Below are 25,342 nucleotides of genomic sequence, written 5' to 3' on the forward strand. Positions count from 1 at the left end.
ACATCAGGCCGCCGCAGTGGTGGCGGACGGCTGGGCCGGTTTGCGAAACGGGTCCAGTAGTGAGCCGCTATAGAACGTGTCGCGGAAAAAACGCCAGCGGCCAAACAGGCAATACACGTGGGTGATTTGTCCGCGCTCCTGATAGTCCATGCGCAGGTGCAGTTTTACGGCTGGAATGTTCTCCAGATCGCAGACGTCGACTACTTTGTCGCTGCCTTTGTCGGCCATGGTCTTCCAGAGATCCAATTGCACATCCACCGATAGCTGACTGCCCCAATAGGCGCGGATCATTTCACCGCCGAACTCGAAGAACTCGCCCGGCTTGACCGGGAACCAGCAACCATAGAAATGGCGGTCGAAATAGTCGCGTTGACTGCCCCAGATGAAAGCGACGGTGTTGCCCTTGTCGTCCAGATACATCAAGCCGGTGTGGCCTTCGGCTGCCAGCTCACGCATGGTCTCGACACGGTCGCCGAAGTGAGTGGCGAAAGCGTCGGCGTTGCTGGTAGTGATGACTTCCCTGCGCAAAAGTGGATAAGGCTTAAGTTTGCAAGGCCGCACAGGACTGACCAGATCCCGCTCCATCCATATCAGTTGGGAGTGAAAAAACACGTAGCGTCTGCACAGCTTTTTGAGCACGGTGCGCAGGCCTTTCTTCTGAATGCGATCACGCAATTTTTGCAGAACGTTCATAGTGCCTCCTGACGGGTGGCGGGTTGGGAAATGGCCCCCATCGCGAGCTGGCTCGCGATGGGGTTTTGGCTGACGAGCGCACTCATGCTGATGTCCCCATCAGCCTCCGGCGCATCGGCAGCCAGTCGCTGGGCAGGATGATCTGTGTCTGCCACGGCGCCACACCGCTGGGACGGCAAGGAGCGACACCATTTGAGCCGGATCGCCATGGACATCAGGCCGCCGCAGTCGATGCAACCGGCTGATCCGGTTTTTGAAAAGCGCCCAGTGCCGAGCCGCGGTAAAACGTGTCGCGGAAAAACCGCCAGTGACCGAACAGGCGATACACGTGGGTGATCTTGCCGCGCTCCTGGAAGCCCATGCGCAGGTGCATCTTGATCGCCGGGATGTTTTGCAAGTCGCAGACATCGACCATCGTGTCGCAACCTTTGTCAGCCATGATCTTCCAAATTTCCAACTGCATGTCCGCCGACATCCTGGAACCCCAATAGGCACGGATCATCTCGCCACCGAACTGAAAGTACTCGCCAGGCTGGATCGGGAAGTTGCAGCGATAGAAATGGCGGTCGAAATAGTCTCGCGTACTGCCCCAGGCGAAACCCACGGTGTCGCCTTGAGCATCCAGGTACATCAAGCCTGTGTAGCCCTCCGCCGCCAGCTCGCGCATGGTTTTGACGCGGTCGCCGAAGTGCCGGGCAAACGCGTCGGCATTGCTGACCGTGATGAACTCCAGGCGCATTGGTGGGTAGGGTTTGAGGTTATGCGGGGGAAGCGGGGTCCGCACATCGTGCTCCAGCCACACCAGTCGGGAGTGGAAATACGCGTAGCGCCTGAACAGCTGTTTGAGCACAGCGCGCAGGCCTTTCTTCTGGATGCGATCACGCAATTTTTGCAGGGACTTCATGGTGCCTCCTGACGGGTGGCGTGGTGGGAGAAACGAGGTGTGTTCCAGTCCATGGCAAAACAGGGTGTCCCCGGGCAGGAGATACCCGATCTGAGGGGTTTGCATAAGCTCCGGGCCGACCCCATCGCGAGCAGGCTCGCTCCCACATTGGAGGTGTAGCGGCCGCAGCTCTTGTGTTCGGCGGCGAGCCACTGTGGGAGCGAGCCTGCTCGCGATGACGATCTGCCTGACGACGGCGTTCATGCGGATTTCCCCATCAGCATCTGCCGCATTGGCAGCAGGTCACTGGGCAGGATGATCAGCGTCTGCCATAGCGCCACGCCACTGAGGCGGCAGTACATCGTCAGTAGCGCGACGGTCACGGCCATATAGGCGATCGAAGACGCCGCGGCGGCCCCGACGATGCCGTAACGCGGAATCAGGATCAGGTTCAATGCCAGGTTCAATAACGCTCCCACACCCATCAGCAGTGAAACCGTGCCGGGCCGGTTCTTGCCCAGCAGATCCAGGCGCAGGATGCTCGCGTAGCACAATCCGAACAGCCCCGGCAGCAGCGCCAGCAAGGCGGGATAGGCTGGTTGGTAGGCCGCGCCGAACAGCGTGACGATCAGCCATTCACCAATCAGTGCCATGCCCAGGCAGGCGCCGAGCATGACCGTGGCGGTCAGGCGCAGGGCCAGAGGCGTCAGGCGTTTCATGTCGGAGTCCTGCTGCAGCAAACGCTTCATCAGCGGCGTGGTGACCGCCTCAGGCACAATCAGCAGCAGTTCGGCGGCGGCGCTGGCCATGGCGTAATGGCCCAGGGCAGTGCTGCCCAGCAGGGCGCCGATGAACAGGTAGTCCGAGCGCAGTACCACTTGCTGGAACAGTAAATCGGGGTGGCTGCGGGCACCGTAGCGCAACAGCTCCTTCTGGTTGGAGCGATCCCATTGCAGGGTGAACCTGTGGTCCCGCCGCAGCCAGACCCAACCGGCCAATACCACCAGGCTCAGACCCGCCAGCCAACTGATCAGTGCGGCCTCCAGGGCGGTGTCTTTCCACATCCAGAACAGCGCCAGAAACAGCAACAGCGGCGCCAGGGATTCCATCAGCCGCAGGGCATTGAAGGCGCCAACGCCGCCGGACGCATTGTGCAGTGTCAGCAGGCCGCTCTTGAGCACGGTCAACGGCACGGCCAACAGCAGCAGCCACGCCAACAGTCCCAACTGTGTGGTGATGTCCAGTTCGCCGCCGAATTCGCGCACCAGTGCCACCACCAGCACCGTCAATAACCCGGCCAACAGGCAGCCGAAGACCAGCACCTGGCTGAGCAGCAGGCCCATCGAGCGTTGTTGAGCCGCTTGATAGCCCACGGCCGAATTCAAGCCGCCACTGGTGACGGCGCTGATCAGGTCCGGCAGGGTGCTCAGCAGGGCGAACAGCCCGCGTTCACTTGGCCCCAGGATCCGCGCCAGCAGCACATTGCGCAGCAGGCGCAGGCCGATCATCGCCAGGCGCGTGCCCATGCTCAGCGCCAAGTGCTTGAGGTAGTGGCCGCGGCTCATGGGCGTGTCCCCCGGCGAATGCGCCAGGCCAGCAATTCAGGGTGCTGGGCATTGCGTTGGCTGACGCCGAAGCGTGGCAGGTTCAATGGATCGCCGTCGGTGCGATACAAGCCGGTTTCGGTGCCCAGGGCAAATGGGAAACCGTGGGCTGCCACCTGTTGACGCACGCGCTCATCGTGATCGCCGTTGGGGTAGCAATACACCGGCAGCGGCTGGGCGCAACCGTTCTCCAGGGCCGCCCGACTGCGGCTCAGCTCTTCGTGCAGACGCTGATCATCCAGCGCGGTGAGAATCGCGTGGCTGGCACCGTGGGGGCCGAAGCGGATGAGCCCGGAGTCTTCCAGCATTCGTACCTGGAACCAGTCCAGGGCCTGGGGCTGGGCGCCCGTGGGACAGGCGTCGGTGAGGTCGTTCAAGACCTGCGGGTCAAGGCTCTTGAGGCTCTGTAGATAGTGCATCAGCGACAGGCTGCGGCGCTGCTCATCCAAGTCATCGAGCATCACCGGCAATGGCCGGCCGACGTGCTGCAAATGCTCGATCAACGAGTGTCGCGCCACTTGGCCATGGCTGCCCCACAGGGTTTCGCCGATGCTTTCCCACCAGAAGTGCTGGCGGCTGCCGATGAAGTCGGTGGACAGGAAAATACTCGCCGGCACCTGGTATTGGCGCAGCAAAGGAAAGGCATTCATCGCGTTGTCGCGCCAGCCGTCGTCGAAGGTCAGCGCCACTCGCGGGCGATTCGGGACGCTTTCAGGATCGGCCAGCAGCAGGCTCATCAAGGGCACGCATTCGAAATAGCGTTGCAGCCAGATCAGCAAGCGCTCGAAAGCCTCAGGTCCCACGCACAATTCGTTGCGATGGGGCAGCTCGGCGGCGCGGTCATTGTTAAGGACCCGGTGCAGCATCAGAATCACGCCGGCGCCACGCAACGGACCACGGCCCAGGGACGTGTTCAGGTACAGCCAGCCGCCGGTGCGCTTGCAGACTTGTTTGATGGACATGGGCCGTCTCCTTAGCGGTTCTGCTCGGGGTTCCATTGGCTATAACGATGACCTCGCAGAAACTGCCACAGCCCGATGCTCATGCCCGCCAGCGTCACCAGCACGAACGCCGCCAGGCGAAAGGGCCTGGGCAATCGGTGGCCTACGTCCAGTAAGCCGATCATTGCAATGGCGTAGCCGAGCAGTTGCGCCACCAGGCTCAGGCGATAGAACAGATGTTCATTCCACAGCCAGGCGTTGCTCAGCAGCAGCGGCAATAGCAACACCGGCGCCAGACGGCGGATCAGTTTGTGACTGATCAGGCCGATGGCGTAGAGCCCGTGACGAAGAGGGTTGAGCAACTGCCGACGCTGGGCCAGGCTTTGCAGGCCGCCAACGGTGACCCGCTGGCGACGGCGAAACTGTTTGTCGGCTTCGTCCACGCCTTGGTCGGTGACCCGGGCCAGTGGCGCATACACGATGGACTTGCCCGCCGCCGGCGCACAGGTGCTGAGGAAGAAGTCGTCGTTGACCTGCGCCGGTATGGGTTCAAACAGTTCGCGCCGCAGGGCCAGCAAGGCGCCGTCGGCCGAGACCATGCAACCTGTGCGGCTCTCTACCTGACGCAGCCAGCCTTCGTAGTGCCGATACAGGCTATCGCCCAGGCTCAGGCCCTTGCCCGGCACGGGGATTTCCATATGCCCGGCACAGGCGCCGACTTGCGGATCGCCCAGCGGGGCCAACAGGTGGCCAAGGGTATCGGCGGCCCATTGGTTGTCGGCGTCGGTGAACACCAGGATCTCTCCAGTGCTGTGGGCCACGCCGGTATTCAGGGCGGCGGCCTTGCCCTGGCGCGGCAGGTCGAGCACGGTGATGCGCGGGTCGATGACCCGCCGAGCGCAGGCCACTGTGTCGTCGGTGGAGCCGTCGCTGGCCAGGATGATTTGCAGCGAGCGCGCCTGGTAGTCCTGGGCCAGCAAGGTGCGCAGTTTCTCTTCGATGTGCCGTGCCTCGTTGTGGGCGGCAATGACAATGCTGACGTCCATCGGCAACGCCGGCCCGTAGCGCCGGAGCGGAAAAAGTGGCGCCAGCAGGCTCAGCATCAACGGATAACCGAGGTAGGCGTACACCGGCAGCAACAGGCACGACCAGTAAAGAAATTCAGCCACGGGCAGGTCTCCTGACGTTCCAATGACATAGGTTGAGAAGCAATGCGGCGCCGGTCAGGTGCAAGCGCACCCCGTGCAAGGCCCACAGTTGCAGCGTCAGGCGCAGGTCACGCCCGCTTTGACGCAGACTGAGGAACAACGCGGGCAGAGAGGTCAGCAACAGCAGCATCAGCGCGATGCGCGGCTGGCCCTGGAACAGAGCGACCAACGCCAGAAAGTCCAGGCCCCAGGCACCGATGGACAGCGCCGGAAAACGCAGCAGGCGCAGACTCGGACCATGGCTGCGCAGCAACTGCAAATGGCTGCCCTGGCGCCACAGTTCCTTGCTCATCCACTCCCGCCAACTGCCTTCGTAACCCCAATGCAGGGCCACGTTTTCATTGACCAGCAGCAACTGCGCCCCGGCGTTGCGCAGGCGCAGGGAAAAATCCTTGTCTTCGCCCGTGCGCAGGGTTTCGTCGAACCCCCCGACCTGCTCAAACCACTGGCGACGCAACAACAGGTTGGCGCTGGGCAGCCACTGCACCCGGTGCAAGGGACGCGAGCCTGGCCGTTGGCTGCGGCGTTGCCAGGCTTGAGCGAACCAAGGCGCCTGAGCGGGGGTGTCCAGGTCCAGGCCCAGCACATCGCCCTGGCCTTGGAGTTCCAGCAGCAGCTTGAGCCAGTTGGCCGGCATCTCGATGTCGGCGTCGATGAACGCCAGCCATTCCCCATGGGCGATGGCCGCACCGCGGTTGCGCAGGGCGCCGATGTGCACGCCGGGCACGATCAGCACGCGCGCCCCCAGTTCGTTGGCAATGCGCGGCCCATGATCGTCCGAGCCGTTGTCCACCACGATCAACTCACAGTCCAGTTGCGCCTGGCGAGCGGCTTCCTGCGCCGCCAGCAACGTACGGCCAATGTGTCGGGCCTCGTTGAACATCGGGATCACAATGCTGATGCGGCTCATGGACGGGCCTCCTGCGGTGTTGCCTGTTCGGCGTCGTAGCGCAACACGCTGGTGATGGCGAGCATGATCCACAGCAACTTATGGTTGGGGGCGCTGAGGAACATCAAAAACAGCGCCAGCGACAGGAAACTCATGCCCAGGTGCGTCAGCAGGTCCGCCTGCACCCAGTCCCGACGTTGCAACCAGAGCTGGCGGGCGCGCCACAGGTTGTAGAGGCCCAGGCCGATCATGCCGACGAACATCAGCCCGCCAGGGATGCCGATCTCGCTGAAGATTTCCAGGTAAGTGTTGTGGGCCCGGCGATACAGATCCCCCAGCTTGCGATTGGCCGAGAACGCCTTGGCGTAGCCCGTGGGGGCGTAGTGCAGCGGGAACGTGCCCGGGCCGCTGCCCAGCACCGGGTTCTCGCGGATCATTTTGCTGCCGACCACGATGTACGAGGCACGACGGCCCAGGGATTCGTCTTTGTGGGCACTGGCGCCGGCGCTGAGGATGCTCAGCGACTGGATGCGCGCCACGTAGCCGGCCGGCATCACCGCAATCACCAAGGGAATCATGATTGCCAGCCCGAGCATGGCGAAGCCCAGGTGTCGCGGGCGGATGCGCGGCATTTGGGCACGATAGTGATAGAGACCAATCACCAGGCTAAGCAACAGCACCACCAGCCCCGAGCGCGATTCGGTCTTGGTCATGCCGCCCAGCAGCAGGATGAAACAGCCACCCCAGAACAATCGGTGCAGCAGGTTCGGGCTGCGCAACACCAGCAACAACGCCATCGGCACGGTAAAGGCGATCAACAGGGCAAAGGCGTTCGGGTCTTCCAGCAGGCCGGATGCGCGGCCCTGGTCCTGGTATTTGACCGAAAACATTGCCAGCACGCAGGTGGTGGTCACGCTCAGGGTCATCAGTCGGCAGAACAGGTCCAGGTTCAGCTCGCGCCCGATCAGCAGGGTAATCACGAACAGAATCAGCCCTACCATCAGTTCGCGCAGATGGGTCATGGACAGGCCCAGGTTCTGCGACAGCATCAGGCTCAGGCCATAGAGCATCATGAAGGCGATCAGCGGCCGCCAGATATTGCTGCTCAAGCGTGATGAGGGAATCTGGCGCAGGGCCAGTTGCAGCATCAGGATCAGAATCAGCGCCACGCCGAAGAATTTGCTGCCCGAAAAAGCATTCTCCTTGAACAGACCTTCGAACGGCACCAGCGCCGCAATGCCCAGCAAGCCCCAGCCGGGTTTGCGGTATAGCACGGCGACGCCCACCAGGCCGAGCACCGCTCCCGGCGCCAGGAAGGGATAGGGGCTGGCCAGCAACGCCAGGCAAACCAGGCCCAGCAGACTGACGATCGAGAGCGGGACAATCATGGACGAGCCTCCCGTGCCGTGCGGATATAGAGCTGCGACCAGCGTTCGGCCAGGGCGCGCAGGTCATAACGGTCCCGTTGGGTACGGCGCGCGTTATCGGCCAGGATCCGCGCCAGGGGCGGTTCGCCAAACAGTGTTTCGATCTGCCGGGCCAGTTCGGCGCTGTCGGCCGGCGTCGCGAGCAGGCCGTTGTGACGGTCCTGCAGCACATCGGGAATGCCCCCCACACCGAACGCCACCACCGGCACTCCGGCCTGCATCGCTTCGAGCAGAATCATCGGCGTGCCTTCGGTGCGCGAACTGATCACCAGCGCGTCGAGCTGACTCCACCAGGGGTTCATGTCGGTCTGATAGCCGGGCAGCTCGATGCGAGTAGGCAGGCCCGCGTCGGCAATGCGCTTGAGCAAGGCCTGACGTTCCGGGCCGTCGCCGAGCATCACCGCGTGCAGCGATGCATGCCGCTGGCACAGGGGGATCATGGCGTCGAGGAACAGGTCCGGGCCTTTCTCGTGGCTCAAGCGACCGACGTAGCCGACCCGCCAGCGCAGCCGGTCGTCACGATGAGGCAGCGGTGCTGTGATCGACGGCAGGCCGTTGGGGATCACGTCGAGTTTTTCCGCGCGCACGCTGGCCTGGCGGTGCAGCACGGCAATGCTTTCGGCCACGCAGACCACGCGCTTGACCGAGGCGGTGCGGCACAGTTGCAGGCTCAGCCACGTGTAGAACCGTTGCTTGGTGCTGCGAGGCGTAAAGCCGTGCTGAGTGATGACCAGGGGCAAGCGCAGCAGCGTGGCCGCAGCCCAGCCGAACAGCAGGCCCTTGAAGTTATGGGTGTTGATCAGCGGCTGCTCGTCCCGTCGCTGGCGCAGGTGCTGCAACAGCTCGGCCCAACTGGCGCAGTGGCGGCAATCGACCCCGGCCTGGCGAAAGCGCGTGATCAAGGTCGGCGGCGCCGCCAGGAACAGCACTTGGTGCTGCCCTGGCGTGGCCAGGCAATGATCGAGCAACATCCGCTCGGCCCCGTAGAAGCCGCCGCTGTCGAGCAAATGAATGATCGGCAGGGCGCTGCTGCGGCAGGTCGGGCCAATCGGCGCGTTCAATTGCGCACCCAATGGACAAGGCTGGGCAGGCTCCAATTGCGGTGCGGGTTGACCTGTTCGGGGTTCTGCTCGTTGATCACCAGCAACACCGGTACATCCAGTTGCTGGGTAATCTGGGCAGGGTGCTTGAAGCGATGGTCGAAGAACTCACGCACATAGACCAGGGCGATCGCCAGGAGCAAGCCGCTGAACAGACCGAACGCAATAATCAGCATCGGCTTGGGAAACGCCGGGGCGGTCGGTTCGAACGGCGGGCTGAGGACGCGAGCATTGGACAGGTCGTTGTCCAGCGCGCGGGCGGTGCTGCTCTCGGCGAACCGCTGGGCGTAGGTGGAAAATGCCGCATGCAGGGCATTGATCTCGGTGTCCATCTGCCGCAGCTTGCTCTGGGTTTGCTGCAACTGATGGATACGCTCCTTGAACTCGGCGATGCGCGCGGTTTTCTGGTCGATCACCGAGCTGACGACTGCCAGGTCGTTGGTGCGTTCCTGGATGCGGTTGCTCACCACTTTGAGAAACTGCTGGCGGGTGCGCGCGATCTGCTCCCGAGTCAACAGCATCGGCTCGCTGCCGGGCTGGAAGATCGCCAGATCATTCATGTAGCGGCTGACCTGAGTGGTCAGTTGCTCGCCCAGTTGTTTGATTTCCCGGTCTTCGAAGGCGATGTTGTCCATGGTGGTGGTGAAGGTGAACGGGAAGGTGTAGTCGTTGAACCGTGAGTTGTTCGCCGCTGCCAGGCTGGTCTTGAGGTAATCCAGCCAGCGTTGGCTTTGCAGCAGACGATCGCGGTACAGGTTCAAGGCCTGTTCTTCGGTGTTGATGGCGTTCAGGCGGAAGGTGATCTCCTCTTTGGGATCGGAGGAGCTGACGTCTTCAAGCAGCGCCAGGCGGGTGCCCTCCAGTCCGTCGAGGCGAGTCTGGTACTGGGTTTTCTTCTGCTCATAGAAGGCTTGCGGCAGCTCGATCGATTGCAGGTCCTGGCGACCGGAGAGGTAGTTCTCCAGCAGTTGCGCCACGAACCGGGTGCCCTGGGCCGGGTCGCCGAAGCTGTAGACGATGGAGATGACGTTGGAGCCTGGCAGGGTTTCGATTTTCAGGTTGGCGATGGCTTCGTCGGTCAGCATGTCGAGCGTGGTATCTCGCACCGGATCGACTTCCAGCCCCAGGCCGTCGCGCAGCGGGTTGACGACGTACTCGCGCAGCGGCGTGGTGACATAGTGCTTGAGCGGCTCGCTCACCCATTTGTTGAAGATGCCGGGGCTAGGGGTGTACTCGCCCTGATCGCGCAGGGTGCTGATGGTCTGCCGGATCAGGGCCGGCGAGCGCAGGATATTGCTCTCGGTTTCCATGTCCGCCAGGGACGGTGGAATGAAGGTGGCGTCTTCCTGGTTCAGCGAGGTGGTGGCGTCGCCCTGGGAGAGTTTTTTCGACTGGACGATGACCTGGGCGGTGATGTCGAAGCTCTGTTTGAGCATCAACGGCAGCGCCAGGGCGATCACGGCGAAGATCAGGAAGACGCGCTTCACCCACTGCTTGTTGGCGAAGAAAATCCTGAAGAACTCATGCAGATAGTTTTCCTTGGGATTCATGATCAATTACCTGCTGCAGAAGTGTTGGACCTGCCGTTGTCGCCTTTGCTGTCAAGGCGGTAGCCGAAGCTGACTCCCATGCCCTGGAACAGCACCACGTCGGCCAGTTGCCGAGCCATTTCACCGGCTTTGGCCAGCCCGGTCTTGGGCACGAAAAGCATGTCTTCGGGCTGCAGGTAGGCGATCTGCGAGGCGTCACCGCTCAGGGCTTTTTCCACGTCATAGTGGCGGGCTTCGACCTGATTGCCGTTGCGGCGCATGATCACCACCGAGTCGAGTCGGGCCTTGACGTTGGTGCCACGGGCCAGGGTCAGGGCCTCGAGGACCGAGATCGGCCGGCGGATCGGGTAGGAACCGGGCTGGGCCACTTCCCCGAGGACATAGATCTCGTTGCCAGCGGTGGATTTGAGCAGCACATCGACGGACATGCGCCCCGGCAATTGGGCGTAGCGCTCGTTAAGGTAGGTTTCCAGTTGATTGACGGTCATGCCTTGCAGCGGCACGGCACCGATTTCGGGGAAGCTTGCGTAACCATCCCGGCCCACGGTGATCTCCCGACTCATGCCGGTGCCCGGGTGGGTCAGGGTGTTGCGCAGTTTTGTCTCGTTGCTCAACGGGCTGGTGACATGCACCGTCAATTGATTGCGGTTGGGCTGGAACAGCATTTTGCGGTCATAGGCACGCTGTACCTCCAGGCGTGCTTCATCCGTGGTCAGCCCGGCGATTTTTACCGAGGTGTTGGCCCCCGGCAGTTCGATACTGCCGTCGGGCATTACCTGTTGTGCGCCGTTGAGCTGGCTGGCGGCGGTGAAGTTCAAGGCCACCTGGTCACCCGGCTGGACCCGGTAGGCATCCGGCCCGCTGGTGCTGATGTGAAAGATCACATCCAGCACATCCTGGGGACGCAGGGTCTGTTCGACCCGGGGCATGTCGGTGGCCTGGGCGTTGGCCGGTGCCGCCGTAAGGATCTGCACCGGCATGGAGCGGGTTTCGGTGTGGCTGGTGCAACCGGCAAGCGGCAACAGCAGCAGGACAAGCAATCTGGCGTTCATCTCGTCATCCTTTTTGCAGGCTTACAGGTTGTTGTAGAGCCACTTGGGCATGTAGTACTTGCGGCGGTTGAACACGCTGCCCACCACCTTGGCGCCGGCCTGGGTCAGACGCAGGCGAGCGGCCTGGGCCACCTCCCAGCGGGTGTCTTCACCGCGCACCACCAGCACCACACCGTCCACCTGGGTGCTCATGACCAGGGTGTCGCAGGCCGAGTACACCGCGTCAGCGTCGATCACCACAAAGCGGTACTGCCCGGCCAGTTGCTTGAACAGCGGGCGAAGCTGCTCGGGGTTCAGGCGCTCGGCATTGCGCCCCAGACGACCGTTGGGCAGCACGTCGAAGGGCAAGCTGGAGGTCTGCACCACGCAGTCCTGCAACAAGGGCGGTGCGAGGCTGTTGAACAGCAGGTCGCTGAAGCCGCGCTCCTTGTGCAGCGACAATTGCTGGCTGAGGTTGCGCGGCGACTGGCTGGCGTCCACCAGCAGTACGCGGCCGCTGCTCATCTGCGCCAGTTGAGCGGCCAGGGCCATGGCACTGGTACTGGTTCCGGTGCCGGTGTTGGCGGCCGTCAGAAGCAGAATCCGTATGGATGGGTCAAGCACGGTTGAGGTCAGGTTGGTCTCGCTCGGGCTTGCGATGCTCAGGATATTGGTTGAACCGTCCATTTAACTCGCTCCGTGGCCGCTGAAAACTTTGAAAGGGGTGATCATCAGGATCTTCAAGTCCAGCAACAGGCTTTGTTCGGCGATGTAGCTGAGGTCCAGTTCCACGCGCTGGTCGAAGTCGATGTTGCTGCGCCCGGAGATCTGCCACAGGCCGGTCAAGCCGGGGTAGATGCTCAGGCGGACAAGATGGTTGTCCTTGTAGCGGTAGGCGTTGAACGAGGTCGGCCGCGGGCCGACCAGGCGCATGTCGCCGGTCACCACATTGATCAGGTTGGGTAACTCGTCGAGGCTGCTGCGTCGCAGGAACCGGCCGACGGGGGTGATGCGCGGGTCGTTGTCGATCTTGAAGTCGATGGCATCGGCGCCGTGCTTGTTGAGGTGGCGCAGTGATTCTTTGAGCGCCTCGGCATCAGCAACCATGGTGCGGAACTTGTACATGCCAAAGACCCGACCGCGGTATCCGGTGCGTTTCTGCACAAACAGCACTGGACCGGGGCTTGAGAACTTGATCAGCAGGGCCAGGCCCAGCAGCAGCGGGCTGAGCAGTACCAGGATCGACAGCGCGCCGAGACAGGCCACCACCCGATTGGTGCGCGAGACCGTCCAGGGTCGACCGCCGTCGCGACCAGTCAGCCAGCCGCGGCCCTGACGATGGATGGCCGCGTCCAGGCGTCGGCGGTGTTCGGGATCGACACGCTTGTCGCCCCCGCGGGCGGTGATAGGAATGCATTGCTCATGTCGGGTCATAGACTCCTCCGCTGAAGGTTGGTCGCATGCGTTGGGCTGCAAGCGGTGTCGGCGATAGGCAGGGCGTAGTAATCGAGGAACCAGGCAATGAAGCGCCCCAGGCCCTCGTCCAGCTCGATGCGCGGCTGAAAACCGGTGACCCGCGCCAGGCCGCTGGCATCGGCGCAGGTGTTCAACACGTCCCCTGGTTGCAGGGGCAGCAGTTCGATCCGGGCGGTTTGTCCCAAGTGCTTTTCCAGCAACGCCACATAGGTGCGCAGCGCTACCGGGTGCTGCCCGCCGATGTTGTAGATCCGCCAGGGCGCTGCGCTGGTGGCCGGGTCCGGTTGATCGCGATCCCACTGTGGCATGGCATGGGGCGGGCGTTCGATCAGCCGGGCGATGCTTTCGACGATGTCGTCGATGTAGGTGAAATCGCGCTGGTGCTCGCCATGGTTGAACAACTGCAACACGCGGCCTTCGGCGATGGCGCGGGCGAACTGGATCGGCGACATGTCCGGCCGGCCCCAGGGGCCGTACACCGTGAAAAACCGCAGGCCGGTGCATGGGATGCCAAACAGATGGCTGTAACTGTGGGCCATCAACTCGTTGGCTTTCTTGCTGGCCGCATACAGCGACAGCGGATGGTCCACGCCGTCCTGTACTGAGTAAGGTGTGCGCTGGTTGGCGCCATACACGGAGCTTGAGGAGGCGTAGATCAGGTGCTTGACCGGATGGCGACGGCAGCTTTCCAGAATGTTCAGGAACCCGCTGAGGTTGCTGTCGACGTAGGCCCGTGGATTCTCCAGGGAATAACGCACGCCGGCTTGGGCGGCGAGATGAATCACCACGTCGGGGCGGTGTGACTGGAACAACTCATCGATGGCCGAGGCGTCGGTCAGGTCCACCCGGGCCAACGCAAAGTCCCCCGCCTGATCCTTCACCCACGCCACGCGGTCGTGCTTGAGCTGCGGGTCGTAGTAGTCGTTGAAATTGTCCAGCCCCCACACCTGATGGCCGTCGCGCAGCAGCCGCAGCACGCAATGGGCGCCGATGAAACCGGCCGCGCCGGTCACCAGAATGTTCATGCCCGTGGCCCCTGGGTCAGGCTGCTGGGCACGGTGTGACGCAATCCGATGCCGCGATACAAGAGGCCGGCGGCGGCCAGATGTTCGGGGTTGTACAGGTTGCGGCCATCGATGATGACCCGGGCGCGCAACTTGTTGGCCAACAGAGCGAAATCCACGACCCGGAAGTTCTTCCACTCGGTGCAGATCACCAGGGCGTCTGCATCCTCCAGGGTGTCGTCGCGGGTGGCGCACAGGTTCAGGTCTTTGCGGTAGCCGTAGAGGCGGCGGCATTCGGACATGGCTTCCGGGTCGTAGGCATGGACCCGAGCGCCTTCGCGCCACAGCGCTTCCATCAGGTAGCGGCTGGGGGCTTCGCGCATGTCATCGGTGTTGGGTTTGAAAGCCAGGCCCCAAATCGCAATCGACTTGCCGGCCAGGCCGCCGGAGAACTGTTGCGTCAGTTTCTCGAAGAGAATGTGTCGCTGGCTGTCGTTGACGTCGGTGACACTGCGCAGCAGGCGCAGGGGCATGCCGCTTTGTTCGGCGGTATGCAGCAGGGCGCGCAGGTCCTTGGGAAAGCATGAACCGCCGAAGCCGCACCCGGGGTAGATGAAGTGATAGCCGATACGAGGGTCCGAACCGATGCCCTTGCGTACCGCTTCGATGTCGGCGCCCAGCCTTTCGGTGAGATTGGCCAGTTCGTTCATGAAGCTGATGCGGGTGGCGAGCATGGCGTTGGCCGCGTACTTGGTCAGTTCGGCGCTGCGGTTGTCCATGAACATCAGCTTTTCGCGGTTACGGCAAAAGGGCGCGTACAGCTCGCTCATCTGATCGCGGGCCAGCGGGTCGGCGGTGCCGATGATGATCCGGTCCGGGCGCATGCAGTCGGCCAGGGCGCTGCCTTCCTTGAGAAACTCGGGGTTGGACACCACTCGCACGTTCAGCTGTTTCAGGCCCCGGCGAGCCAATGCCTGATGGGCACATTCGGCGACCTTGTCGGCGGTGCCGACCGGCACCGTGGACTTGATGATCAAGGTGCGGTCGCTGTCCATGAAGTCCGCGATCTGGCGGGTGACCGCCAGTACATGGCTCAGGTCTGCCGAACCGTCTTCATCGGCTGGCGTGCCGACGGCGATGAAAATCAGTTCGCCGTGATTGACCGCATCGCTGGCCTGATCACTGAACAGCAGCCGGCCACTCTTGATGTTCTCTTCGAGCAGTTCGGACAACCCAGGCTCGCTGATCGGTGGCACCGCTTGCTGCAGCTGACGGATCTTGTTGGGGTCAATGTCGATGCACAAAACACGGTGACCGACGTCGGCCAACGCAGCCGCTTGAATCAATCCCACATACCCCGTACCAAATACGCTCACATCCATTTTTGGCGTGCCTCGCAAGACGGTTGATGTAACTCGGATGAAACTGTTTAGAGGGGTATAGCGCAGCTTCAGAAAAGCGTGTCAGCAAAATGACAGTTGTCACTGTTGGCAAACTCGACAGAACTTGGCCTTTTGATATCAAGTCATTGACTGGTTTAGAAAAGTGCCGTTTTTAAAGGGCTGTAACGGCTTTTAACTAGGCGATGAACGGTATTTATCCATAGGTTTTTACGTTTAACTGGCTTCAAGTGTGTCATTTTTGGGCTAACTTTTTTTTGACGCATTGGCCGTTCGTCCCTTTTCTTGCGCTTTGCAAAGCCGCTGCTAACGTGCAGAAAACGACCCTCTATCCAACGCCGCCCTATCGCCGAGAAACACATGCTCCGATACCTCAAGGAACTGTTGCTGGTGCTGTACTTGATCAGGGGATATGACTATTACCTTGATCGTCTGAATGCCTTGGGTTTGGGATTTGCCACGTTGCTGTTCGGCGCGATGTTCGTGGTGTTGGTGGTGGCGCTGTGGATGAGTGCGTACATCCGCCAGACCTCCGTGCGCCACCTGTTTGCCCTGGCGATGTTTGGTTCGGCGGTGTTTTTCGAGGTTTACACGAGGGTGACCGATAGCTATCTGACGTACAGCCAGTTTGTGTCGCTGGTGTATTCGGGTGGTTTTATCGGGGAGGCGGCTTCGCAGTACCGCGAAGTGATTGTCAGCGCCGCCACCGGTGGCCTGTTGCTGCTGCTGGGACTGGGTCTCAAGCCTCGGCGGTCGGTGTCATTGCCCGGTTATTTGCCAATCGCCGCACCTGTGGTGGGCGTGTTGTTGCTCAGTGGTGTTCTGTTCGTCCGGGCGGGCGAGGGCGCACGGGGGTTGCCGGTGATGTACACACCGCTGGCCTATCTGAATCTGTTCGTTTACGAAGCCCTGCACAACACCGTCGGTCCTCGGGAGCCGATCCGCCTGACGCGGCCAACATCGCCGATCGAGCATGATATTGTGCTGATTATCGATGAAAGCGTCGCTGGGAATTATCTGGATATCAATACGCCGTTCGGCGTGCACACCGGCCTCAAGACCCCGCCCGATGGGGTGCAGGTGGTCAATTTCGGTTACGCGGCTTCCATTGCCAACTGCAGCGCCGACACCAACGTCACCTTGCGTTACGGCGGCACCCGGGCCGATTACGTGCGCATCAACAGCACGTTGCCGTCGATCTGGCAGTATGCAAAAAACGCCGGGTTGCGCACGGTCTATATCGACGCCCAGCGTACCGGTGGTCACCTTCAGAACCTGATGACCGACACTGAAAAAAACGATATCGACGACTTCGTGCAGTTCGACCGCACCCCGGTGTTCGAGCGAGACATGGCGGTTGCCGCACAACTGATCGAGCGGTTGGGCAATGACCGGGCCGAGCTGGTGGTAGTGAACAAGCTCGGTGCGCATTTTCCCGTGCACGACAAATACCCGGATGAGTTCATGAGCTATCGTCCCGCACTGCCGCGTGGGCGCTTTCTCGAAGTCGCCGATACCGGCCAGCGTGACGGTTTTGATGGCCGGACCCATGACTGGGAGCTGTACCGCAATGCCTACCAGAACACTTTGCTGTGGAATGTCGGAGAGTTCTTCAGGCGGATCTTCCAGCAGGCCGATTTGGGCAACGCCGTGCTGATCTACACCTCCGACCACGGCCAGGACCTTCACGAGCGCGGCAACCCTGGGCTCAATACCCACTGCGGCGGTGACCCGGTGGCGGAGGAAGGGCTTGTGCCGCTGGTGGTCATAGAAGGCGCGCGCTTGCAGACCCTGGATTGGCAGCGGGCATGGGCACAGAACAAGGACCGCTCCAGCCACTACAACATCTTCCCGACGCTGTTGCAGTTGATGGGGTACGACCCGGCCGGTGTTGAAGCGACCTATGGGAAATCCCTGAGCCAGCCGACCGAAGACGCCTTTACCTTCAACTACCGCTTCAATGCGCGGCTGGGGGCGCTGCCTGAATGGAAACACATCGACCTCAAGCACATTGTCACACCAGGCCCGGTTCAGGCCGAGATGGCGGCGGGTCAGGCGGGATCGATGTTGAAAGTGCCGCCGTCATCGCGAGCAGGCTCGCTCCCACAGTAGTCCGAGTTGTCCGCAGGCCTTGCATACCCCCGCAAATCCCCTGTGGGAGCGAGCCTGCTCGCGAAGGCGGTGGGTGGGCTTGCAGCATAGAATCTCCCACAGTAGTCCGAGTTGTCCGCAGAACTTGCATACCCCACAAACCTGCGGGGAGGGGGCTCACTGGGTTGTGGCGATCGGGCCGAGTCGGGCCGGGTCGTGCAGTAGGGAGAATCCCAGCTCGCGCAATGTGCGGCCGATGAAGCGTGAGCCCACGTCATTCAAGTGTGCGTCATCGCGGTACAGCAACTGCCCGTCCATGATCGGGCTGCATAGCCCCGCTGGGCAGATCACTTGATTGGGGTCGATAAAGCGCACCTGGGGCAGTCTGGCGCGTATCCCCTCCCAATACGGCGCGGTGACGTCCAGCGGGGCCGAGCATGGGCGATCGGTGCCGAACATCAAGCGGCGCACGGGGCAGGTCGCTGCATTGTCGATGTTCTGGTTGCGCAGAATCACGATGACCTGGCCGGTGTTGTTCGCCACGTGCTTGATGCTCGCTTCGATAATGTGCGCGGCCGCCGCATCCTTGGGCCAGGCGCCGGCCAGCACGACGTATGGGTAGTGGTTCTGCTTGATCAGCTCGAACACCCGGTCGTTGCGCGCCATGCAACGGTCGCCATACGCCTCGGACACCTCGGTGGCATAGCCGAAAATCGGCGGGCAGGCGTCCAGTGTGTAGTCCATTAATCTGATGCCGTTGGGTTTGGCCAGGATATCGACCATGCCCGTGAAATGATTGGCGAACGAGTCACCCACCATCATTCCGTCCAGTTGCTCCTTGTGTGCACCGAGCTGGCAATCCGGATCAGGTTCGGCGCTGTACCGCGCACTGGGCATATGGCAACCGCTGCGAAGCCTGTTCGGTTTGCTCAGCGCCATGGCCTCGAGCCTCGACACTTCAGGCGCAAAACGCTGTGGGAAGCCGTTCCATTGCAGGCTCAAGGTCGCCAGGACGGCCAGCCCCAGGGCCGGGACTATGAATCGGCGGACCAGTACGCGGGGAAACTGCAATTGCGCGCCAGTGCGCCGAAAGGGAATTTCGACATGCCGCCAGGACCACCAGGACAACAGAATCGACACCAGCACCAGTGACATGCCCACAGAAAGGGTTATCTCGATGCCCAGGTAATTCAGGTAGGCAATCAACGGCCAGTGCCATAAATACAGCGAATAGGAAATCAGGCCTATGAACACCATGGGCTGGTTGGTCAGCAGGCGGGAGCGAGCTCCACCGCTGCCGGCCAGAATCAGCAGCGCCGCGCCCAGGCAAGGTATCAACGCATTGACGCCGGGGAAGGGGGTGTCCCGGCTCAGGGCAAACAAGGAAAAACCAATCAGCCCATACCCCGCCGCTGTATAAGCCAGCACTTCTATCCTGCCGAGTGTACGTGGCTGATAAAGATAGATACCCAGTGCTCCGCCCAGCATCAGCTCGAAAAACCGTGTGGGCAGCAGGTAATAGGAAGCCGTGACGAAGACGTTCGTGGCGTATTCAGAAAGCCCCACCGCCGCCACGATACCGACGGCCAGCACCGGCAGGACATAACGCGGCGTCAGGCGATAGAGCACCAGGATCAGCAGCGGCCAGATCACGTAGAACTGCTCTTCAATCCCCAGGGACCAGGTATGCAGCAGCGGCGCTTCGCTGGCATCGGCGGCGAAATAGTTGCCGTACTTCATCCAGATATAGATATTCGAGACCCCCAGCAGGGAGAACAGCGCACTGACGTTGAGCCGCGTCAGGTCGGCGGGGGAAAGGATGAAGGCCCCTGCGATCACGCTCGCCAACAACACAGTGACCAGTGCGGGCACGATGCGATTGATGCGCCGCTGATAAAAGCGCTTGAGCGAAAAGCTGTTGCCCTTGATCTCGGAAAACACCTGGGAAGTGATGAGGAAACCCGAGATGACGAAAAAAATATCGACCCCCACGAACCCGCCTGGCAGCAGGTCGGCGTTGAGGTGATGGATGAGTACGGCCAGCACTGCAATACAGCGAAGCCCATCGATATCGAGGCGATATTTTGTTTGAGGCATGTCGGCGATCGTCCTTGAATAGGAGGCAATCCAGGTGCGTCATGTTTATGACGAATTGGCCGACTGCATGTAAACGGCACGTATTAGTCATTGATTGATAGCTGGAAATTTATGCTTTGCAAGGCGTCGGGCAAAACAAGGCGGGGCAGACGACCAGCGGTGTTTGCCCGTCGCCTGAGCGCATCCTTGGTCTGCCCGTCACCCAACTCCGCTATCCTGAGCCTCACGTTTACCCATGAGCCTTTTCATGCTTGAAGTTCGCGACGTATTTAAGAGCTATGCCACGCCGCAAGGGCCATTGCCGGTGCTGCAGGGTATCGACCTGACGTTGGCCCCTGGCGACAGCCTGGCACTGATGGGTGAGTCCGGCAGCGGGAAAAGCACCTTGCTGCATCTGGTTGCCGGTCTGGACAAGGTCGACCGTGGCAGCATTCGCTTTGGCGAGCGCAGGCTCGACGGCATGAGCGAAAGCCAACTGGCAAGCTGGCGACGTACACAGATCGGCCTGGTGTTCCAGCAGTTCAACCTCATCAGTAGCTTGCCGGTGGAGGATAATCTGGCGTTCCAGGCGCGTCTGTGCGGTCGCTATGACCCTGCCTGGCAGACCCATCTGGTGCAACGGCTCGGCCTTTCGCAACTGCTGCACCGCTATCCCGAACAACTGTCCGGCGGCCAGCAGCAACGGGTGGCATTGGGGCGGGCACTGGCCTCCCGGCCGCCCTTGTTGCTGGCCGACGAACCCACCGGCAGCCTCGACGAAGCCACCAGCGACGAGGTGCTGCAACTGTTGCTGGAGTTGCTGGACGGCAGCCCGACGAGCCTGCTGATGGTGACCCACAGTCCCCGGGTGGCGGCCCGTCTGAGCCGTCGAGTGGTCTTGCAAGGCGGACGTCTGGCGCAGGTGGCCCAAGGGTGATGATCCTTCGCCAGACGCTCAAGGCCTTGCTTAGCCATTGGCGCCAGCACCCGGTGCAGTTTTTCAGCGTCCTGACCGGGCTCTGGCTCGCCACCAGCCTGCTCACTGGCGTGCAGGCGCTCAACAGTCAGGCCCGGGACAGTTACGCTCGAGCCAGCCAACTGATTGGTGGCGAACCCCAGGCCAGCCTCAGTGCGCCCGGCGGCGGCACCTTTACCCAACAATGGTTTGTCGATCTGCGTCGCCTGGGATGGCCGGTGTCTCCCGTGTTGCAGGCTCGGGTGACGCTGCAGGGGCACGAGGATCAGCGCCTGCAGTTAATGGGCATCGACCCGGTGTCTTTGCCCCCCGGAGCGGCAGTGGCGGGGCAGGTCCGGGAGATGGCAGACGTGGTGGAGTTTTTCACTGAGCCTGGCCGCACCTGGATCGCTGCGCAGACCTTGCAGGCCTTGGGGCTGAGCGAGGGTGACCGGCCCCGGACGGTCGATGGACAATCCCTGCCACCGTTGCTTGTCCAGGCGGACATGGCGCCCGGCGTGCTGCTGATGGACATCGGCTTCGCCCAGCAGGTGCTTGGACGGCCGGACCAGCTGTCGCGCTTGCTATTGCCTGCCACGTTCAACGCGCCCTTGCCGACGGCGTTCAACGGCCGGCTGCAGTTCAAGCACGCCGATGAAGAAAACAATCTGTCGCGCCTGACCGAAAGCTTTCACCTGAACCTCGACGCCTTGGGGGTGCTGTCCTTCGTGGTGGGGTTGTTCATCGTTCACGCCGCCATTGGCCTGGCGCTGGAACAACGCCGCAGCTTGCTGCGAACCCTGCGGGCCTGTGGCGTCAGTGCGCGGTTGCTGGTCACCAGTCTGGCCCTCGAACTGGGCGCCTTGGCCTTGCTCGGCGCAATCGCAGGAGTGCTCAGCGGCTACTGGCTGGCGAGTCTGTTGTTGCCCGATGTCGCGGCGAGCCTGCGCGGCTTGTACGGCGCCGAAGTGGCCGGCCACCTGAACCTCAGCCCGTGGTGGTGGCTCAGTGGCGTGGGCTTGGGCTTGCTCGGTGCGTTATTGGCCGGCGCCGACAGTTTGCTGCGGGCGGCGCGCCTGCCGCTGTTGGCGCTGGTCAATCCCCAGGCCTGGCATCAGGCCCATGCCCGCTGGCTGCGGCGCCAGGGGTGGGTGGCGACATTGGCGGGGTTGCTCGCGGTATCGGCGTTGATCTGGGGTGACAGCCTGGGCAGCGGTTTTGTCTTGATGACGGCGTTGTTGCTGGGCGCTGCCCTGGCTTTACCGGTGTTGCTCAGTGGCACGCTGAAGTTGCTGTTGCGCCGCAGTCGTTCGGTACTTGGGCAATGGTTTCTCGCCGACTGCCGTCAGCAATTGCCGACGCTGAGCCTGGCACTGATGGCGTTGCTACTGGCTCTGGCGGCGAATATCGGTGCCGGCAGCATGACCGCAGGTTTTCGCCAGACCTTCAGTAACTGGCTCGAGCAACGTCTGACCGCCGAGCTGTACATCAATCCGCAAACCCCGGCCCAGGCGGGCGAGCTGCACGTCTGGCTCAAGGAGCAGCCGGCGATCAGCACGATATTGCCCAACTGGCAGGTCTCGATTCCTTTGCAAGGCTGGCCGACGGACATCTACGGCATCATCGATCACAGCGCCTATCGTCAGCATTGGCCGTTGCTGGAGTCGGTTTCCGACAAGCCTTGGGAGCAACTGGCCGGGGGTGACACGTTGATGCTCAGCGAACAACTGGCCCGGCGTCTCAACGTGAATATTGGCGATCGATTGACGATCCCGACGCCCCAGGGACCCTGGACGCCGCGCCTCGTCGGGATCTATGCCGACTACGGCAACCCCAAGGGCCATGTGCTGGTCAATGCCGACCACTTGCTGCGGCATTGGCCGCAACTGACGCCGAACCGCTTCAACCTGCGCATCGAACCCTCCGCGATCCCTGCGTTGCTGACGGCGTTGCAGGCCCGGTTCAGCCTGGATGACAGCCGAATTGTCGATCAGGCGCGGCTCAAGGGCTGGTCGACGCAAGTATTCGAACGCACCTTCGCCGCCACCGCCGCCCTCAATAGCCTGACGCTGGCGGTGGCCGGGGTGGCGTTGTTCATCAGCCTGCTGACCCAGAGCCAAAGCCGCCTCGGCCAGTTGGCGCCGCTGTGGGCGCTGGGGGTAACGCGCCGGCAGTTGATGTTGCTCAATCTGGGCCAGACCTGGCTGTTGGCGCTATTGACCCTGGTACTGGCCTTGCCACTGGGCATCGCCTTGGCCTGGTGCCTGGACGCGGTAATCAATGTGCAGGCCTTCGGCTGGCGCCTGCCGTTGCGGGTATTCCCGTGGCAATTGGCGCAGTTGCTGGGCCTGGCGATGCTTGCCACGCTGCTGGCATCGGCCTGGCCGCTGTATGCGTTGTACCGCACGCAACCGGCGGATTTGCTGAGGACCTTTGCCCATGAAGATTAAACTGGGCTTGATGCTGATAGCGCTACTGCTCTGCGGTTGTGATAACCGGCAACCGCCGCCGAAGGGCTTCGCCGGCCTGGGTGAGCAGGCCGGCGCATTCACGCCCGTGGTGCCGGGGCGGGTATTCAGTTTTCCCGCCGATCATGGTGTTCATGAGGGGTTTCGCATCGAGTGGTGGTACGTCACTGCCAATCTCAAGGATGCCGAGGGCCGCGATTACGGTGTGCAATGGACGCTGTTTCGCAGCGCCCTGAACGCCGCGCCCCAGGCCAGCGGCTGGCGCAACCAGACGATCTGGCTCGGTCATGCCGCGGTCACTTCCAGCGCCGTCCACCATGCCGCCGAGCGCTATGCACGGGGCGCAGTGGGGCAGGCCGGGGTGCAGACGACTCCTTTCGACGCCTGGATCGATGACTGGCGGTTCGCTACACAAGCGTCGGGGGCCGATCCATTGGCGGACATGCAGCTCAAGGCCAGTGGCCCACACTTCAGTTATGAGTTGCGCCTCACGTCGACGCGTCCGCTGGTGCTACAGGGCGATAAGGGGTTCAGCCAGAAATCCGAACAGGGCCAGGCGTCGTACTACTACAGCCAACCGTTCTTCCAGGCCAGCGGCCACGTGGAAATCGATGGCCAGCGTTATACGGTCAGCGGCCCGGCCTGGCTCGACCGCGAATGGAGCAGCCAGCCACTGACTGCGAACCAGACGGGCTGGGACTGGTTTTCCCTGCACCTGGACAGCGGCGAGCATGTGATGCTCTACCGCATGCGCCACAAGGATGGGGCGCCATACCTCACGGGCACCTGGATCGATGCCCAAGGCCAGGCGCAGACCCTGCATGCCGGTCAGATCAGCCTTGAACCACTGGACACCGCCGAGGTTGCCGGGCGCTCGATGCCGGTGCGCTGGACGATCAGGATCCCCGGCAAGCGACTCGACATCACCACCGATGCCTTGAACCCCAACGCCTGGATGAACCTGCGCATTCCCTATTGGGAAGGGCCGGTGCACCTGAGCGGCAGCCACAGCGGCAACGGTTACCTGGAAATGACGGGCTACTGAGAATCGCCGGAACTCCCCGGGAACGTCGACCCTCATACCTTATGAATGCCTCTGAGGAGTCCGTCATGAGTGATGACCTCACACTTCCCTCGCTGGCCGACTGGCAGCGCTTGTTCGACGACAAGACCTACTGGCAGCAGTCGCCCGACGTCCATTTCACCGAGCTGATGCGGGTGGCCGATGACCTGTTCGGCCAGGGCGCTATCGACCTGGCACAGTGGCAGGAACTCAAGGCCAAGGCCGAACAACTGCACCATCGTTCACCCGACGCCAACGTCGCTGAAGAAGTCGCCGATCCTGACGCCTGACGCGCAGGCCCGAAAAACCAAGGAGTTCGCCATGAAACCCAGTGATCAAACGTCGCACAATCCAGACGAGCCGGCGATGCCGGGTGAGGTGGAGCGTGACAACGACGCCCTGCGCCCCAACGATCCGGCTAAACGCAAACAGCAGGAAGGCGATACTGAAGCGGGGGAGACGGATGCACAAAAGACCGCGCGACAGGGCTGAGGATTGATAGACCGCGCGGTCTTGAAAACGCATTTGTTAATGCTGCTTTACTTGCCCGGTCTTGTTCGGCGTAGCGGATATGTTTTTTTATACTGCTGTTGGATTTTGTATAGCTGTTTGTATAGCTGTTATTGATTGGGCGTTAATAATGACGACTAAAGATAAATAATTATTTAAACAAGCTCCCGGACATATTTTGCAAGTTCCACTATTATTATGCCCGTTCGCCCAGTGTCAGGCTCTTTACCAGTGCATGGAATGCCGAGGCCGTCGCACTGGGCGAACACCATCCTGAATCAATATCTATCGACGACTATCCGGCGACCGGTGAACGCCAGTCATCGGAGCCCGACGTGCCGCTGACTTCGTGGGTCCAGGTGATCTTGCGGTAGGTGAAGTGCACATCTTCCAGATGGGTGAAGTGCGCGTTCGCCGGGTCCTGGCAGTTGAGCATGTAGTCCTTGATATCGACGATGATCGCGTCCTCCAGAGTGGTGGTGTAGTAATGCTCCTGGGTGCCGGCCGCCGAGGTGCGGTACCACTGGATCTCGACTTTGGTCAGGCGTTCTCCGCAGGTCAGGGCCGCCAGCAGCAGCGGCGAGGCCTTGTCGAACACCTTGGTGATGACCAGGGGTTTATGCACGCGCTGGCCGGTTGGCTGACCCGACTGAGGATCGCGGGGGATGATGACCTGGTGCTCGAAGCCTTGCACCATGACTTGATCTTCATGACCTTCCTGGTAGGTGTTGCCCACCGAGTCGGCCGTAAAGGCGCCGGCAGTGATCAGACCTTGTTTGGTGCCTTCGATGGACATGTAAGCGGGGGTAGCCAATGGATGCTCTCCTTGCGGGATAACTAAAGGGACCTGGGAAGGGAATCGTCCCCAGGTGGCCTGACGGTTATCAAGAGCTATGCCATCTTCTATAAAAGATATGTATATCAATAAGTTAGGATCAGGCGTCGATCCATGAGCGCTCCGGGTACAGAGGAA

22 protein-coding genes are annotated in these 25,342 nt (G+C 61.8%); 6 read left to right on the forward strand and 16 right to left on the reverse strand.

The window, feature by feature from the left end; all coding sequences use genetic code 11:
* Window positions 1-3 precede the first annotated feature (3 nt).
* The 14 genes from BW979_RS12820 to BW979_RS12890 all read right to left on the reverse strand — a co-directional run bounded on the left by BW979_RS12820 (window position 4) and on the right by BW979_RS12890 (window position 15,188).
* Window positions 4-693, reverse strand: coding sequence for a hypothetical protein (locus tag BW979_RS12820; protein WP_047228547.1), 690 nt, complete (start codon window positions 691-693; stop codon window positions 4-6).
* A 214-nt stretch (window positions 694-907) separates the two neighbouring features.
* Complete coding sequence (locus BW979_RS12830; protein ID WP_076383944.1) at window positions 908-1,597, reverse strand: GNAT family N-acetyltransferase; 690 nt, start codon at window positions 1,595-1,597, stop codon at window positions 908-910.
* Window positions 1,598-1,836: 239 nt separating this feature from the next.
* A complete protein-coding gene (locus tag BW979_RS12835) occupies window positions 1,837-3,141 on the reverse strand; it encodes a lipopolysaccharide biosynthesis protein (protein WP_076383945.1) in 1,305 nt (434 codons plus the stop codon).
* On the reverse strand, window positions 3,138-4,142 hold the full coding sequence (locus BW979_RS12840; protein ID WP_076383946.1) for a polysaccharide deacetylase family protein: 1,005 nt from the start codon (window positions 4,140-4,142) through the stop codon (window positions 3,138-3,140). The genes BW979_RS12835 and BW979_RS12840 overlap by 4 nt, the downstream gene beginning before the upstream one ends.
* 11 nt (window positions 4,143-4,153) lie before the next feature.
* Window positions 4,154-5,290, reverse strand: coding sequence for a glycosyltransferase family 2 protein (locus tag BW979_RS12845; protein WP_076383947.1), 1,137 nt, complete (start codon window positions 5,288-5,290; stop codon window positions 4,154-4,156).
* Entirely contained in the window at window positions 5,283-6,239 is a 957-nt protein-coding gene (locus BW979_RS12850; RefSeq protein WP_047228541.1) for a glycosyltransferase, read from the reverse strand. Before BW979_RS12850 ends, BW979_RS12845 begins: the two co-directional genes overlap by 8 nt.
* The gene (locus BW979_RS12855) at window positions 6,236-7,606 is read right to left on the reverse strand and encodes an O-antigen ligase family protein (protein ID WP_076383948.1); all 1,371 of its coding nucleotides are present in this window, start codon (window positions 7,604-7,606) and stop codon (window positions 6,236-6,238) included. The genes BW979_RS12850 and BW979_RS12855 overlap by 4 nt, the downstream gene beginning before the upstream one ends.
* Window positions 7,603-8,706 (reverse strand): glycosyltransferase family 4 protein, encoded by a 1,104-nt coding sequence (locus BW979_RS12860; protein WP_076383949.1) that lies wholly within the window; start codon window positions 8,704-8,706, stop codon window positions 7,603-7,605. Before BW979_RS12860 ends, BW979_RS12855 begins: the two co-directional genes overlap by 4 nt.
* Entirely contained in the window at window positions 8,703-10,295 is a 1,593-nt protein-coding gene (locus BW979_RS12865) for a GumC family protein (protein WP_047228538.1), read from the reverse strand. Before BW979_RS12865 ends, BW979_RS12860 begins: the two co-directional genes overlap by 4 nt.
* Before the next feature lie 2 nt (window positions 10,296-10,297).
* Window positions 10,298-11,347 carry a polysaccharide biosynthesis/export family protein gene (locus BW979_RS12870; protein ID WP_047228537.1) on the reverse strand — a complete coding sequence of 350 codons (1,050 nt, stop codon included), beginning with the start codon at window positions 11,345-11,347 and terminating at the stop codon, window positions 10,298-10,300.
* 21 nt (window positions 11,348-11,368) lie between these two features.
* A complete protein-coding gene (locus tag BW979_RS12875; protein WP_047228536.1) occupies window positions 11,369-12,013 on the reverse strand; it encodes a CpsD/CapB family tyrosine-protein kinase in 645 nt (214 codons plus the stop codon).
* Entirely contained in the window at window positions 12,014-12,760 is a 747-nt protein-coding gene (locus tag BW979_RS12880; RefSeq protein ID WP_047228535.1) for a sugar transferase, read from the reverse strand.
* Window positions 12,757-13,827: an NAD-dependent epimerase gene (locus BW979_RS12885; RefSeq protein ID WP_047228534.1), complete on the reverse strand. Its 1,071-nt coding sequence runs from the start codon at window positions 13,825-13,827 to the stop codon at window positions 12,757-12,759. The genes BW979_RS12880 and BW979_RS12885 overlap by 4 nt, the downstream gene beginning before the upstream one ends.
* Entirely contained in the window at window positions 13,824-15,188 is a 1,365-nt protein-coding gene (locus BW979_RS12890) for a UDP-glucose dehydrogenase family protein (protein WP_076383950.1), read from the reverse strand. The genes BW979_RS12885 and BW979_RS12890 overlap by 4 nt, the downstream gene beginning before the upstream one ends.
* A 378-nt stretch (window positions 15,189-15,566) precedes the next feature.
* Between BW979_RS12890 and BW979_RS12895 the strand changes: the two genes are divergently transcribed.
* The gene (locus BW979_RS12895) at window positions 15,567-17,318 is read left to right on the forward strand and encodes a sulfatase-like hydrolase/transferase (RefSeq protein ID WP_076383951.1); all 1,752 of its coding nucleotides are present in this window, start codon (window positions 15,567-15,569) and stop codon (window positions 17,316-17,318) included.
* A gap of 156 nt (window positions 17,319-17,474) precedes the next feature.
* On the opposite strand, the gene BW979_RS12900 is transcribed toward BW979_RS12895, so the two are convergent.
* Window positions 17,475-19,394, reverse strand: coding sequence for an acyltransferase family protein (locus tag BW979_RS12900; protein ID WP_047228531.1), 1,920 nt, complete (start codon window positions 19,392-19,394; stop codon window positions 17,475-17,477).
* 247 nt (window positions 19,395-19,641) lie between these two features.
* Here BW979_RS12900 and BW979_RS12905 point away from each other — a divergent pair, with 247 nt between their 5' ends.
* From BW979_RS12905 to BW979_RS27600, 5 genes are all read left to right on the forward strand, one after another.
* On the forward strand, window positions 19,642-20,310 hold the full coding sequence (locus tag BW979_RS12905) for an ABC transporter ATP-binding protein (RefSeq protein WP_047228530.1): 669 nt from the start codon (window positions 19,642-19,644) through the stop codon (window positions 20,308-20,310).
* Window positions 20,310-22,778, forward strand: coding sequence for an ABC transporter permease (locus BW979_RS12910; protein ID WP_083714386.1), 2,469 nt, complete (start codon window positions 20,310-20,312; stop codon window positions 22,776-22,778). Before BW979_RS12905 ends, BW979_RS12910 begins: the two co-directional genes overlap by 1 nt.
* Window positions 22,768-23,841, forward strand: a complete 1,074-nt coding sequence (locus tag BW979_RS12915) for a lipocalin-like domain-containing protein (protein WP_076383953.1) — start codon at window positions 22,768-22,770, stop codon at window positions 23,839-23,841. The genes BW979_RS12910 and BW979_RS12915 overlap by 11 nt, the downstream gene beginning before the upstream one ends.
* Before the next feature lie 65 nt (window positions 23,842-23,906).
* Window positions 23,907-24,149, forward strand: a complete 243-nt coding sequence (locus BW979_RS12920; RefSeq protein WP_047228527.1) for a hypothetical protein — start codon at window positions 23,907-23,909, stop codon at window positions 24,147-24,149.
* Window positions 24,150-24,180: 31 nt separating this feature from the next.
* A complete protein-coding gene (locus BW979_RS27600; RefSeq protein WP_171061341.1) occupies window positions 24,181-24,351 on the forward strand; it encodes a hypothetical protein in 171 nt (56 codons plus the stop codon).
* Window positions 24,352-24,664: 313 nt separating this feature from the next.
* Here the strand turns inward: BW979_RS27600 and BW979_RS12925 are convergent, their stop codons facing one another.
* Window positions 24,665-25,183, reverse strand: coding sequence for an Hcp family type VI secretion system effector (locus BW979_RS12925; protein ID WP_047228526.1), 519 nt, complete (start codon window positions 25,181-25,183; stop codon window positions 24,665-24,667).
* Between the last annotated feature and the right edge of the window lie 159 nt (window positions 25,184-25,342).

It is taken from the genome of Pseudomonas sp. A214 (assembly GCF_900156295.1).
GTDB classification, from domain to species: Bacteria; Pseudomonadota; Gammaproteobacteria; order Pseudomonadales; family Pseudomonadaceae; genus Aquipseudomonas; species Aquipseudomonas rhizophila.